Raw genomic sequence first — 13964 nt, forward strand, 5'->3', positions numbered from 1 at the left:
CGCACTATGGAAACAGCATGTCTTTGATATTCACAAAGTCTGCTTTAAAAAACAGCTTTGTAATATGCTAGTTTCACTGGTTAGAATATTCAAGATACTCTAATTTTTAGTGATTGCAAGCTTAAAAATAGTACAAATTGTATCAATTTTTGCATTCAATGATGTTTATAATCAAATTGAATGCTTCATCAATATCATTAACGAGTTGATAAAGGTTGAGATCACTTGAGTCAATCAGCTCCTGCTCCGCTAAATATTTGAAGTTTATAGCTTTTGTCCAAAAATTTTTACCATATAATATAATGGGTATCGGAGGGATTTTTTTGGTTTGAATTAATGTGAGCACTTCCATTAATTCATCAAGGGTTCCAAAACCACCAGGAAAAACAATAATCACTTTAGCTCGTTTTAAAAAATGCATTTTCCGCATTGAAAAATAATGGAATGTAAATGATAACTCTTCACTGATATAGGGGTTAGGTATTTGTTCTTTAGGGATCGCAATATTGAGTCCAATACTTGATTGCCCAACTTCGGCTGCACCTCGGTTAGCCGCTTCCATAATTCCTGGACCACCTCCGGTAATGAGTTTTATGGTTTGGTTATTACATTGATAGAGGTGCTGTGCTATTTTATTGGCTAACTTTCTAGCCTGCTCATAATAACAACTTTGCCTTAAGGTCAACTGTGCACTTTTTTGGCTTTGTGTTAATGGTATATTATTGGCTTGATTAGCTGATATTAGCTCAATATTGTTTAATATTTTTTGTGCTGTGTCTTTATCTTCTATTCGAGCACTACCAAAAAAAACAATAGTACTTAGAATGCCTGCTGAATCTAATACCTTTTCAACATTTAACCACTCTTCTGAGAGTCTTTTTGCTCTTTCAACATCTTCAATACTAAGTTGTTCTTTAGGTAATTTTTTCATTGGCTTTTTTTCACCAAGTTACTCATTAATTTTTATATAAGAGGTTGTTTGTTTTTATTAAAATCTTTTGGTAGTTGAACGACTCGGCTATTACAAATTAAATCATGAAAACCACGGTTTTCTTTATCAAATATTCCCCAAATAATGGCAATACCACCTAGCGAAAACAGAGAGCGTAAGTAAGCTTCTTTCCAAGTTAAATTGTTGCCGTCGGGTTTACATAACTTTAAATGCCAAGTCTTCATTCCAATTGTTTGTCCGCCTTTAACCCAGCACCAAACATAGTAATATTGAACACAAGCAATATTATATATCAACCATAAAGGGTTATTGTAAATACTTTTAGATAGGGTTTCTCCTGAATCAAACCAAGGTAATGTCACTAAATAAATCACAATGTAACCAACAACTAAGGCTAAAATAAAAACGGCAAGTGCACCTAATAGATCATAAACCCATGCGATTAACTTTTTACCAAAAGGAGCTAAGGTGACTACGAGCTTTGGGGGGGATATATTTGTGTGAAAGGTTGATTTTTGTTTTGATGTCATCAGTCAAGTGAAGTTAAGTAAAAGCGCAGTCTATCAAACTTGATAGACTGCGGTATACAAATAGATAAAGCTATTTTTTATGCTTTGCTTATTTGAATAGATCATGCATCATTTGTGCAAATTCGGGAATATGCAATGCTTGCGGGCCATCACTTAGGGCTTCTTCTGGGTTTGGGTGAAATTCAACCATAACACCATGAGCTCCAACCGCTTTAGCTGCTTTAACCATAGGCATAACTAGCTCTCGTTTACCAACAGCGTGTGATGGATCGACTATAATTGGAAGATGAGATAGCTGTTTAATTAATGGCACAGCACTTAAATCTAGCGTATTTCTGGTTGCTGTTTCAAAAGTCCTAATACCTCGCTCACACAAGAATACCTGCATATTGCCTTGAGAGAGTATATATTCAGCAGCATTCAGCAGCTCTTCTATTGATGCCATCAGGCCGCGTTTTAGCATAACGGGCCGATTCACTTGACCAACCGCTTTAAGTAGTGAAAAGTTTTGCATGTTACGAGCCCCAATCTGTAGCATATCAGACTGGTGGGCTACTGCTTTAACATCTTCTGTGTTCATAACTTCAGTGATAATAGGTAAGCCGTATTTTTCTCCGGCTTGCTGCATGTAGTCCAGAGCTTCAAACCCCAGTCCTTGAAAACTGTAGGGTGAAGTCCTTGGCTTGAAACATCCCCCACGCAGAACATCTACACCGGTTTCATTAGCATGTTTAGCACAAGTCATAATTTGGTCAAGTGACTCGACAGAGCAAGGGCCGGCTAGTACAGAAAAGCCGCTACCGCCTATTTTGACACCTTTAACTTCTATTATTGTATCTTCAGCTTTGTGTTCACGGCTTGCTAAATGATAGCTTTTACGAGGCTTATCTTGGGTTTCTGGTTTAACCGCAGGGGGAGCTATTTTAGTTTCTTGTGATTGGCTGGAAGTTACTTTGGCTTTTGTTAATGCACTGGTTGAAACTTTTGTGGCTGTAATATCTTCAGTAGGGTAACTACCGAGTACTTTCAAGAAGCGGCAGAGTTTCGATATTTCTTCTAGTGCTTGAGCAACAACATCACTTGCAATATTCCCTTCAAAATCAATATAAAACATTTGCTCCCAAGGCTTGCCTGCAATAGGGCGAGACTCTAGTTTGCTTAAAGGTAAATTAGCATCACGAAAAACAAGCAACACTTCTGCTAATGAACCTGGCTTTTGGCCAGTTGATAAAGCGACTGAAGTTTTGCAGGTAACCTGCATCGAGACTTGTTGACTATCTCTTGAAACAACCAGAAAGCGAGTCGTATTTTCCTTCAAATTTGCAATATTACTTAGTAAGACTTCTAGGCCAAACTGCTCGGCAGATTCTCTACTCGCAATAGCAGCTAACTTTCCATTTGTATCTTCTTTTACTAATTGTAAAGCCTCTGCTGTACTTGACACGAGGTTGACTTGGGCTGATATCAATTTAGGTAGATTTTTATTACATTGGCGGCTTGCTTCAGGGTGAGCCAGAATTTTGCTGATATCACGTAGTTGGGTATTGCTGTTGGTGACAAGACAATGGTTGATTGGATATTTTTCCTCTCCGATAATAGTTAGGCTAGAATCAAGCAAAAGATCATAGACTTCTGTAATTCCACCTGATGTCGTATTTTCAATGGGTATTACACCATAATCAGCTTTACCTTCCTCTATACTTTTGAGTACTTTCTCAAAGCTGGAAAATCCTAAATAAGTGTTATGGCTGTTATTAAAGTGTTTGCAAGCGGCTAAATAGGAATAAGCACCTTTACCACCTAAAACGGATATGATTTTTAGTTTATCCGAATTAAGCTGAGGGTTACTTTGTGATTGTAAATAATCACGCTGAATGGCAAGTGAGTCTTCAATTATGGCATGGAATAATCGAGTGACATAATGAGAATCTAATCCTGATAAACTACCTTTCTCAACTAAAATATCTAAGAGTTGTTGTTCTCTTTCTTGATCTCTTATGGGTCTTAGATCAGACTCTTTGTTAATGGCTACTGAGCGGCTCAATTCTCGTCTGTAAGCAAATAGCTCTAATAGTTTATTGTCTAAGTCAGTGATCTTAACCCTAATGTCATCAAGTGATAGAGGGGTATTTTGATTATTCGATGGTTGCTCGTCATTCATATCAATTCCTAGTTTATCTTAATGCGCAAAAAAAAACCTCCCGGTTGGGAGGTTCTTTTTGTTTAATTTGTTAAAGCCAACAAGCAGATCTCCCGAAAATGAGTCGGATAAAAGTAAAAAAGTAAAAAAATGAGTGTTGTCTTCTCTGCATAAGCCGAAACATACCCGCCTGAGGTCTGCGTGGTCAAATGCCATTTAGTTATGATGCGGATTTTTAATCCATCGGATTGCTCTGAGAGTGAATTTAGTGTTAACCATTTCGCTTAAGCTTGGGTATAATGCTCGGCTTATCTTTATATTATTACAGTTTGGGGAAATGGTTTGGGTGGTATAAGCCTTCAAAATCAACGGGTATTATCTGGGATGCGGCCCTCGGGGAGCCTTCATTTAGGGCACTATCATGGTGTTTTAAAAAATTGGGCTAAATTACAACATGAGTATGAGTGTTTTTTCTTTGTCGCAGATTGGCATGTATTAACAACTCATTATGAAAACCCTGAGATTATCGAGTCTTCTGTTTGGGAGATGGTTATTGACTGGCTAGCTGCAGGTATCAATCCTGGTTCTGCGACTATGTTTATTCAGTCTAAGGTGCCTGAACATGCTGAATTGCATCTCTTGCTATCAATGCTAACGCCCTTGAGTTGGCTTGAACGTGTTCCAACTTATAAAGAACAACAAGAGAAGTTGAATGATCGAGATTTGGCTACTTATGGCTTTTTAGGCTATCCATTACTACAAGCTGCAGATATTTTGGTCTATAAGGCCGGTGCAGTGCCTGTTGGTATTGATCAAGTTCCACATGTTGAAATGTCTCGAGAGATTGCTCGTCGTTTTAATCACACTTATGGTAAAGAGCCTGGCTTTGAAGAAAAAGCAGAAGCAGCCGTTAAAAAACTGGGTAAGAAAAACGCTAAGTTGTATACAAATTTACGTAGAGATTATGTTCAAGAAGGTAATGAAGAGTCTTTGGCAAAAGCTCAAGCATTGGTCGATGGCAATGCTTCCGTTTCTTTAGGCGATAAAGAGCGATTAATAGGCTATATTGAAGGCGGTGGTAAAATCATATTACCTGAGCCACAGGCATTATTAACGCCTGTATCTAAAATGCCAGGGTTAGATGGACATAAAATGTCTAAGTCTTATGGTAATACCATTGAGATGAGAGAGTCACCAGAGTCTGTAGAAAATAAAATTAAGCGAATGCAAACCGATCCTGCTCGTGTTCGTTTAACTGATCCAGGTAACCCTGATAATTGCCCTGTTTGGCAATTACATGAGGTTTATTCTCCTGAAGATGTTAAGTCTTGGGTTACTGAAGGTTGCAAAACAGCAGGAATTGGCTGTTTAGAGTGTAAGCAACCTGTTATTGATTGTGTACTTAAAGAAACGGGCGAGTTTCGGAAAAAAGCAAGAGAGTTTGAGGAAAATCCTGATATAGTCAGAGGCATTATTGCTGAGGGTACCGAAAAAGCAAGAGATATTGCTAAAGAAACAATGGAAGATGTACGTGAAGTTATGGGGTTAGCATACCGCTAGTAAATAAGCATCTGTAGTTGTTATAGAGAGAAGAAAAAGCATTGATGAATGATATTGAAGCGACACCAAAAGAGTTGGCAGACGAAAACGTTGAACCCCAAACGTTATTGTCTGCTGAAACTCAAACGCAGGAAGAAATGCACTTTGCGGTAGTTGGTGGAGAACCTATCGCCGATGTACCAAAAGATTTGTATATTCCACCTGATGCGCTTGAGGTATTTTTGGAGGCGTTTGAGGGACCTCTTGATTTACTACTCTATTTAATTAAACGGCAGAATGTTGATATTTTGAATATTCCTATCGCTCATATAACAGAGCAATATATGGAATACGTTGAGATTATGAAGTCGGTTAATTTAGAGTTAGCGGCAGAATACTTGGTAATGGCAGCCATGTTAGCTGAAATTAAGAGTCGTGTGTTATTACCTAGACCACCTGTAGAAGAAGATGAAACCGATCCTAGAGCTGATTTAATAAGGCGTTTACAAGAATATGAACGCTTTAAAAAAGCGGCACTAAATATTGATGAGCTACCACGTATTGAAAGGGATGTTCACCAGGTAGATATTGAAACCCCAGAACTTCATATTGATAAACCATTACCAACGGTTGAAATGCAAGATTTGTTAATGGCTTTAAAAGATGTGTTAGTCAGAGCTGAAATGTTTACCCACCACCATATTCAGAAAGAGACACTTTCCATCCGTGAAAAAATGGGCAATGTGTTAGCGATTTTATCGGCTGATGGTTTTACCGACTTTGCTTCATTATTTGATTATGAAGAAGGTCGAATGGGAATTGTTGTAACTTTTCTTGCTGTCATGGAGCTTACAAAAGAGGCTATGATCGAATTGGTTCAGAGTGAACCGTTTGCGCCGATCCACGTAAGAGCAAAAATTCAGTAGTTTAATTTTTATATAAAGTATTAGTTAATGAGTATTGATGATAACAAACTAAAAAATATTATTGAGTCGGCTTTAATGTCGGTTGGTAAACCTATGTCAGTTGAACAAATGATGAAGTTGTTTGATGATGAAGAAATGCCTTCTGCTAGTAGGGTAAAAGATGCATTAGAGTTGTTACAAAAAGATTGTGAAGGTCGGGGCATTGAGTTAAAAGAAATTGCCAGTGGTTATCGTTACCAAGCTCGACAAGACTATTCGTCATGGATTAGTCGGCTGTGGGAAGAAAAACCTGCTAAATACTCTCGTGCTTATCTAGAAACTCTAGCCTTAATTGCTTACCGCCAGCCAGTAACTCGTGCAGAAATAGAAGAGGTGCGTGGGGTTAGTGTAAGTAGTCATATTATTAAAACAATGCTGGAGCGAGAGTGGATTAGAGTGGTTGGTCATCGAGATGTACCAGGTCGCCCGTCATTATATGCAACCACTAAACAGTTCCTTGATTATTTTAATATGAAAAGTTTAGAAGAGTTGCCAACACTTGCCGAAATTAGAGACTTAGATGAATTGAGCCCTGAGTTAGAACTAACAGAACCAGAACACGAACTACCTAGCACTAATGAAGATAGCGCTGAAGCCAGAGAGGCAGAACAAAATATTACTGAGTCAGAACTAAAAAAATCTGAACTAGAAAAATCTGAACTAAAAAAATCTGAACTAGAAAAATCTGAACTAGAAGAATCTGAACTAGAAGAGTCTGAACTAGAAGAGTCTGAACTAGAAGAGTCTGAACTAGAAGAGTCTGAACTAGAAGAGTCTGAACTAAAAGAATCTGAACTAGAAGAATCTGAACTAGAAAAATCTGAACTAGAAGAATCTGAACTAGAAGAGTCTGAACTAGAAGAGTCTGAACTAGAAGAGTCTGAACTAAAAGAATCTGAACTAGAAGAATCTGAACTAGAAGAATCTGAACTAGAAGAGGCTGGATTAAATAAAATTAAGGATGAATTGCCAACAGTTGAAGATGGCTTAGATGTCAAAACAATTTCTGAATAATATAAAATGCGGCTAATTTATGGTTGACGAAAAGTTACAAAAAATAATTGCTCATGCTGGTTTAGCTTCTCGTAGAGAGGCCGAAGTTTGGATTAAAAATGGCCGTGTCAGTGTTAATGGAAGTATTGCCGAGCTGGGCGATAGAGCTGGAATAAAAGATAAAATTCGAGTCGACGGAAAATTAGTTCAGGTTACCGCAAAAGAGGCTTTTCAAAGGCGGATGCTGGCTTATCATAAGCCTGAAGGAGAAATTTGTTCACGCAAAGATCCTGAAGGTAGACCGACTGTTTTTGATACTTTACCAAGTATTAAAAATGGACGATGGCTTAATGTTGGCCGACTCGATATCAATACGAGTGGATTGATTTTTTTTACTAATGATGGAGAATTAGCTAACCGATTGATGCATCCATCGCATCAAATTTTGAGAAAATATGCGGTTCGTGTACGTGGCGAAGTCACTGAAGATATTTTGCAACAGCTAGTTCGAGGTGTTGAGTTAGAAGATGGAGTCGCTAAGTTTGAGTCTATTGATGATGTAGGTGGTGAAGGTAGTAACCATTGGTACAACGTGACTTTACGTGAAGGAAAGAATAGAGAAGTTAGACGTATGTGGGAGGCTTTTGATATTCAGGTTTCCCGTCTGCATCGAATACAATACGGACATTTTGAATTACCACGTTCGATAAAAAGAGGGCGTTGGGCAGAATTAGATTCAAATGATTTACAACAATTTGAGGATATGACAGGCTTAAAAAAATCACAACCGACAAAAAAAATGGTAGCAAACAACCGAAAAAAACATAAATCAAAAATACTTAAAGCTAGAAAAGTACATAGAAAATGAAACGATTAAGTTTAATACTTTGCATAATACTATTAACTTCATGTGGAGATTTTCCTGATTATCATTATGATAAGACAGAAGATTACTGTGTATTAGCTTTTCCTTTTGCAGGTGGCTTTTTTGGTAGAAAGTATGTTGGTTACTTTTATATTACTTCTACATTACAGTATTTAGATTCTGACCCAGAAATTGAAATTTTTATTGGAGAGCCTACTCATATCGACCTGGAAGTAGGCAGTGTCCAAAAAGTTGAAATCGGTGATCAAAGCTTTATCCCTGAATTTAGAAAGCGCTATACTCAAGGCGAAATGCAATATTGGGGACCTGCGTTTTTATTTAATAAAGAACAATCTACTGAAATGTTTAAACTACTACAAGATGGAAATGATCCGACTATACACGGTCGTTTGGAAATTGGTAAGCAGTATGAAACAAGTATTTATAACTTCTTTTTTGATAGTACAGAAGAGCCTTTTCGAGCTTGTATTAATCGACTCCTCAATGCGGAAGACTTGGAAAAAATTAAAAGTAAATCATAATTTATTTTATTTTGCTTAATTTGACTGGTTGAGCATTTAAGCAAAGGTTAAAGTTGTGGTTTAGTATGCGGGCCTTTACTGTTCAAACAGCTACAATGGCTCCTTTATCAACACCTTCATATGCTTTAATTTTTATTTCTGAATCCGGTTCTTTTTCTTTTATATATTCGGCTAAGTAACTGGCGATTAGCTCTACAGTGGTGTCTGTCGTTAACAAAAAGCAGCGAGACTTAGGAATTGTTAATTCAAATAAGCCTTGATTCGCATGATATTGAAATACTAAATAAATCTTTCCATCAATCTCTTTTTCTTCAATGATATCTTCTTCTGTTGCCAGGTAAATATCTTTCCAGATTGAAGCAATATGAGATGACCACTTAGACGACAGTTTGCTGTTCTTCCAAACCTCAATTTTAGAACGGTGACCATGAGCAATTCTTTGGCAATCTCCAAAATGTTTTTTTAAGCCATGACTATAGTGATAGTACTCTGAAGAGATATTTTCTGGGCGTAGAGCTAATTCAATTTGAGTCACATTTTCAGGTAAAATTTTCAGAATTTCATTTTTAATTGAAGCAATAATATTTTTTGGGGTTACTGATTTAGCATCTACTAAGTGAACTGCCTGGTGAGGACTAATGTGAGTATATCGATCACCATTATTTGTCTTGAGTTCTAATGTGAGTTGTTGTGGGGTATTGATTAAGTTAATTTGCGGGTGTTGACGAGCAACTAAAAATTTATGGTCAACAAGGTTATCAACACAAGATTTAATACGTTTTTTGACAAATGAAAAGTCAAATAGCATTCCTTCATCGTTCAATTCACCAAATAGTTCAACGTCTAGGATTAAACTTTCTCCTACAATCCCTCTATCTAAGTGAAAGTAAGCGAAGTCAATGACTGTAAGATTATCAACGAATAATGCTTGCATTTATCTATTTTAGTAATAATAACTAGGTTGGTTGTAATTTTACCATATTAATCTGTTAAAATGCGCCATCTTTACTATTCTGCTGGTTTTATCAGCTTAATGACATTAATTAATGACAGGTAATAGGAATGAAAAAGCAATATCAAGTGTACGGCATGGGAAACGCTTTAGTTGATTTCGAAATAGAAACTACAACAGAAGAGCTAGCTTCTTTAAATATTGAAAAAGGTGTAATGACACTGATTGAGGCTGATCGTCAGCAGGCGCTTCTTGAAGCTTTTCAAGGTAAACACCATTCGCGAGCATGCGGGGGCTCAGCGGCTAACACCATTATTGGCGCTCAATCTTTAGGCGCTAAATGTTTTTACTCCTGTAAAGTCGCCGATGATGAGACTGGCCATTTTTATCGAGATGATTTAATCAGTCACGGTGTGAGCACTAATTTAACTGAAGAGAGTCTTGAAACTGGAGATACTGGTAAATGCTTGGTGATGATTACCGATGATGCCGATCGCACAATGAATACCTTTTTAGGCATCACAGGTAATATCGATTACTCACAAATTAATCAAGAAGCATTACTTAATTCTGAATATCTGTATATTGAAGGTTATTTGTCAAGTTCTCCTACTGCACTTGGTGCGGCTGTAAAAGCAAGAAAGTTTGCAGATGAAAACCAAGTTAAAACAGCATTTTCTCTTTCCGATCCTAATATGGTTAAGTTTTGCCGAGAAGGATTAGACGCAATTATTGGAGAGGGAGTTGATATCCTCTTTTGCAATTTAGATGAAGCGACGATGTATTCTGATACCAATAACCTTGAAGAGGCGACACAAAAGCTATCAAAAATAGCTAAAACATTGATTGTTACTCTGGGAGCTGAAGGTGCATTAATTGCTAATGGCGAGAGCATTATTCGGGTTGCTGGTAATCAAGTTAAAGCTGTTGATACTAATGGTGCTGGAGATTTATTTGCTGGTAGCTTCCTATATGCAATAAGTAATGGTTATAGTTTGGAAAAAGCGGGACAATTAGCAAGTTTTGCGTCGGCTCAATTAGTTACCCAATTTGGTCCTAGATTAACGAATAGCGGTGTGGATAAAGTTAAAGCATTTGCTGCTGATTTAAGTAAAGGTTGATTATGCTAAAAAGTCTCTGGGTTATGCGTCATGGGCTGGCTGAAAGTGAGTTTGATTCTGACTTTTCTCGTGCTTTGTCTCATGTTGGAAAAAAGCAAGCAACTGATATTGCTTTACAGATACAAGCATCTGAAGATTTTTTACCAACCAATATGTTAGTAAGTCCGTTTAGACGAACTCAAGAGACTGCGCAGATTGTACATGAAATATTAAAATTAGAAACGCCTTTTGAAAGTGAAGAGCTACTGGTTCATTTCGCTGATCATCAATTACTGGGAGAGTTTTTGTTACAGGGAAATTTTGAGCATTTAATGATTATTAGTCATATGCCTATTGTTGCTAGATTATGTCAGTATCTTTCTCCAAAATGTAATATCTATGGATTTCATACCGCGCAAGTGGTTAAGCTGAATTTCGATATAAAAAACAATGCTTTGGTTGACAAAGTCTATTTGCCAAAAGGTTCGTGAATAAGGTCTTATAATGAGTGGTAAAAAGGCGAGTAAACTGAGATTTTATTGGATTGCTGCAGTAACAGGTCTAGTGACTTTTTATAGTTGTAGTAAAATAATTGTCGGTTCTATTTTCGTAAAAAATATTCGTCCCTTAGTTGATCAGACTATGTTGAATTGGGCGAAAAAGCTACTCGATTTAATACGAGTCAAAGTGACAGTAGTCGGCCAAGATAACATGCCAGATAAGGAAAGTCGGCCCATTATTGTAATGTGTAATCACAGTAGTTTATATGATATTCCTGTGAGTATTGTTGCGCTTCAAACCAGCTTACGTATGTTAGCTAAAAAAGAATTATTTAAAATACCTGTTTTTTCAAGTGCTTTAAGACTTGGTGAGTTTTTATCGATTGATCGAGAAAATAGAGAGCAGTCAATAAAAGATTTAAAACGTGCTAAAGATAAAATGCTAGATGGTATTATTTTATGGGTGGCTCCAGAAGGAACACGATCAAAAAATGGTTTGTTAGCTTCATTTAAACGTGGAGGGTTCCACGTTGCTTTAGATACTAAAGCACTGATTGTTCCATTGGTTATTAAAGATATCCATAAAGTTCAGGCTGGCACTGATTTAACATTATATTTAGGTCAAGAAGTTGAAGTTGAAGTTTGTGCGCCAATAGATGCCGCAGAATATTCTGTCGATACACGCCGAGAGCTCGTTGAGAAAGTAAGAAATACGATGCTTGTTGCTTTAAACCAATCACAGGAGGTTTAACATATGTCTGAACGGATCGATGAGGAAATATTAGCTGAGGCTATTACTGAGTTAAGTTCTATTCAAGATGTCATTCGTTGGGCCTATTCACAGTTTGAAAGCTCCCACCTCTTTTATGGACATGGTACAGATAACCCTTGGGATGAAGCGGTTAACTTAGTTTTGCAGAGTTTGAGCTTACCTGAAGATACACCAGACTCTATTTTACTATCTCGTTTAACAACGAGTGAAAAAAAACTACTTATGAAACGAATAGGGCAAAGAATTAATGATAAAACGCCTGTTCCTTATTTAACCAATAAAGCCTTTTTTTGTGGGAGTGAGTATTATGTTGATGAGAGAGTGCTCATACCTCGCTCTCCAATTGGAGAGCTAATTGAAAAGGGGTTCAGTCCCTGGATTAACCCTGATAATGTTCATAATATTCTTGATCTTTGTACTGGAAGTGGGTGCATAGCAATTGCATGCGCGCAGTATTTTCAAAATGCGATTGTTGATGCGGGCGATATTTCTGCTGACTGTATTGAAGTTGCAGAACTAAATCGTAGCCGACTTCAGCAAGATAATGTTGCTTTTTACCATTCTGATCTATTCGATGCAATACCCAAGAAACAATACGATATTATAGTATCAAACCCTCCTTATGTTGATCAGGAAGATTTTGCAGAAATACCCACAGAGTTTTTAGCTGAGCCTGAGTTAGGTCTTGTTTCTGGAGATGATGGTTTAGATTTAACTCGCTTATTATTACAGCAAGCCGACGACTATTTGAGTGAACAGGGTATACTCGTTGTGGAAGTTGGTAATAGTGCCGCCGCATTAGAAGCTGCTTTTCCAACAACTGAGTTTACCTGGCTAGAGTTTGAACGCGGGGGCTATGGCGTATTTGTTCTTACTAAAGAGCAGGTAAAAGTATTGGCAAATACTTAAGTTAAATTTGAAATAGTTAACTTTTCTCTATGCATATTGGTTAACTAAAGATAACCAATATGCTCGTTGCCTAAACCACTCTTGTTTTATTTGTAAATACTGTTTGAGTATTTGCTTTTTCTCTGCGGCTAATTGTTCTTTAGTCAACTCCAGCTTGTGCTTTTTGAGTTGGTAAAATACGGCCATTTTGTTAATTAGTTCATCGTATTCCCTGTGTAGCCGAGCAATTATTTCTTCTTTATCTGGCATAGCTAAGGCTTGTAATTTATTTTTTGTTGAAGTGAGCTGTTGAGTAATAATTGACTTTGCAATTTTTTCTTCAGAAGCTTTTTTTAAGTTATGGGCTAAACCCATTATGCTTAAGCTTTTAATAAGCCATTTAGTTGGATCAAATTGCCACCATTTTATTGCGTTACGATAATCATATTGAAAAGCATGATGAAAATTATGGTAGCCTTCACCGTAAGTTAATAAGGCAACAATAGCATTATCTTTAGCTGTATTTTTATTACTATAAGGTTGATTCCCCCACATATGAGCTAAAGAATTAATGAAAAAAGTCACATGATGGCTGATTACTAATCGCATAAAACCAACTAAAAGTAGGCTGCCTAACAAGTTACCATTAAGTAAGCCGACTAGGAGTGGAAAACCAAAGTTAGTTAGTAGTACTAACAGTAAATAATTTTTGTGTTGCCACATAACAATTGGATCTTTTTGTAAATCTCTTACATTGGAGTAATCGGTATAACGATGAGCTTGATACTCTCGTAGCATCCAGCCAATGTGAGAATACCAAAAGCCTTTTTTAGCAGAGTAGGGATCTATATCATTGTCATCTACATGTTTGTGATGCACTCTATGATCTGAACTCCAGTGTAAAATGCTATTTTGCACCGCAAAAGCACCACCAATAGCAAATATAAATCGAATAGCGGCATTTGTTTGGTAAGTTTTATGTGACCAAAGACGATGGTAGCCTGCGGTGATAGACATACCACAAAAAGCGGTAGCTATAATAAAACAGATAGTGGTACTGGTTTCAAACTCAAAAAAATAGGCATAAATCGGAACGCCGACTATAGCAATGATGAAAGTTAACGAAAATACGAGAATATTAAGCCAGATTAATTTGGGTTTAGTTACCTGAGAGCCCATTTTTTCTATTGCCATTTGAGTTAGCCTTCTTGTATAAGTGTTAAAAT

At 37.0% G+C, this 13964-nt stretch carries 14 protein-coding genes; 9 read left to right on the forward strand and 5 right to left on the reverse strand.

The window, feature by feature from the left end; genetic code table 11:
- Positions 1–142: 142 nt before the first annotated feature.
- The 3 genes from ACT5E3_RS09740 to ACT5E3_RS09750 all read right to left on the reverse strand — a co-directional run bounded on the left by ACT5E3_RS09740 (position 143) and on the right by ACT5E3_RS09750 (position 3643).
- Positions 143–931 (reverse strand): LOG family protein, encoded by a 789-nt coding sequence (locus ACT5E3_RS09740; RefSeq protein WP_444998113.1) that lies wholly within the window; start codon positions 929–931, stop codon positions 143–145.
- A 32-nt stretch (positions 932–963) separates the two neighbouring features.
- A complete protein-coding gene (locus ACT5E3_RS09745; RefSeq protein WP_444998114.1) occupies positions 964–1482 on the reverse strand; it encodes an RDD family protein in 519 nt (172 codons plus the stop codon).
- Positions 1483–1570: 88 nt separating this feature from the next.
- The gene (locus ACT5E3_RS09750) at positions 1571–3643 is read right to left on the reverse strand and encodes a bifunctional 3-deoxy-7-phosphoheptulonate synthase/chorismate mutase (RefSeq protein WP_444998115.1); all 2073 of its coding nucleotides are present in this window, start codon (positions 3641–3643) and stop codon (positions 1571–1573) included.
- A gap of 363 nt (positions 3644–4006) precedes the next feature.
- Between ACT5E3_RS09750 and ACT5E3_RS09755 the strand changes: the two genes are divergently transcribed.
- Genes ACT5E3_RS09755 through ACT5E3_RS09775 form a run of 5 tightly spaced genes read left to right on the forward strand, consistent with a single transcriptional unit; the run spans position 4007 to position 8526 of the window.
- Positions 4007–5182, forward strand: coding sequence for a tryptophan--tRNA ligase (locus ACT5E3_RS09755; protein WP_444998116.1), 1176 nt, complete (start codon positions 4007–4009; stop codon positions 5180–5182).
- 44 nt (positions 5183–5226) lie between these two features.
- Complete coding sequence (locus ACT5E3_RS09760; protein ID WP_444998117.1) at positions 5227–6087, forward strand: segregation and condensation protein A; 861 nt, start codon at positions 5227–5229, stop codon at positions 6085–6087.
- A 27-nt stretch (positions 6088–6114) separates the two neighbouring features.
- Complete coding sequence (gene scpB / locus ACT5E3_RS09765) at positions 6115–7140, forward strand: SMC-Scp complex subunit ScpB (RefSeq protein ID WP_444998118.1); 1026 nt, start codon at positions 6115–6117, stop codon at positions 7138–7140.
- Between the two features lie 19 nt (positions 7141–7159).
- Complete coding sequence (gene rluB, locus ACT5E3_RS09770) at positions 7160–7987, forward strand: 23S rRNA pseudouridine(2605) synthase RluB (protein WP_444998119.1); 828 nt, start codon at positions 7160–7162, stop codon at positions 7985–7987.
- A complete protein-coding gene (locus tag ACT5E3_RS09775) occupies positions 7984–8526 on the forward strand; it encodes a hypothetical protein (RefSeq protein ID WP_444998120.1) in 543 nt (180 codons plus the stop codon). The genes rluB and ACT5E3_RS09775 overlap by 4 nt, the downstream gene beginning before the upstream one ends.
- Before the next feature lie 82 nt (positions 8527–8608).
- Here ACT5E3_RS09775 and ACT5E3_RS09780 read toward each other — a convergent pair whose 3' ends face one another.
- Positions 8609–9460, reverse strand: coding sequence for a 6-carboxytetrahydropterin synthase (locus ACT5E3_RS09780; protein ID WP_444998121.1), 852 nt, complete (start codon positions 9458–9460; stop codon positions 8609–8611).
- A 128-nt stretch (positions 9461–9588) separates the two neighbouring features.
- Here ACT5E3_RS09780 and ACT5E3_RS09785 point away from each other — a divergent pair, with 128 nt between their 5' ends.
- The 4 genes from ACT5E3_RS09785 to prmB are packed head-to-tail and all read left to right on the forward strand — an operon-like array spanning position 9589 to position 12759.
- Positions 9589–10599, forward strand: a complete 1011-nt coding sequence (locus tag ACT5E3_RS09785; protein WP_444998122.1) for an adenosine kinase — start codon at positions 9589–9591, stop codon at positions 10597–10599.
- Between the two features lie 2 nt (positions 10600–10601).
- Positions 10602–11069: a SixA phosphatase family protein gene (locus tag ACT5E3_RS09790; RefSeq protein ID WP_444998123.1), complete on the forward strand. Its 468-nt coding sequence runs from the start codon at positions 10602–10604 to the stop codon at positions 11067–11069.
- Between the two features lie 13 nt (positions 11070–11082).
- Positions 11083–11829, forward strand: coding sequence for a lysophospholipid acyltransferase family protein (locus tag ACT5E3_RS09795; RefSeq protein WP_444998124.1), 747 nt, complete (start codon positions 11083–11085; stop codon positions 11827–11829).
- A 3-nt stretch (positions 11830–11832) separates the two neighbouring features.
- Positions 11833–12759: a 50S ribosomal protein L3 N(5)-glutamine methyltransferase gene (prmB, locus tag ACT5E3_RS09800; protein ID WP_444998125.1), complete on the forward strand. Its 927-nt coding sequence runs from the start codon at positions 11833–11835 to the stop codon at positions 12757–12759.
- 27 nt (positions 12760–12786) lie between these two features.
- Here prmB and ACT5E3_RS09805 read toward each other — a convergent pair whose 3' ends face one another.
- The gene (locus tag ACT5E3_RS09805) at positions 12787–13932 is read right to left on the reverse strand and encodes an acyl-CoA desaturase (protein WP_444998126.1); all 1146 of its coding nucleotides are present in this window, start codon (positions 13930–13932) and stop codon (positions 12787–12789) included.
- Positions 13933–13964: the final 32 nt, after the last annotated feature.

The sequence above is a fragment of the Aliikangiella litoralis genome, assembly GCF_052495765.1.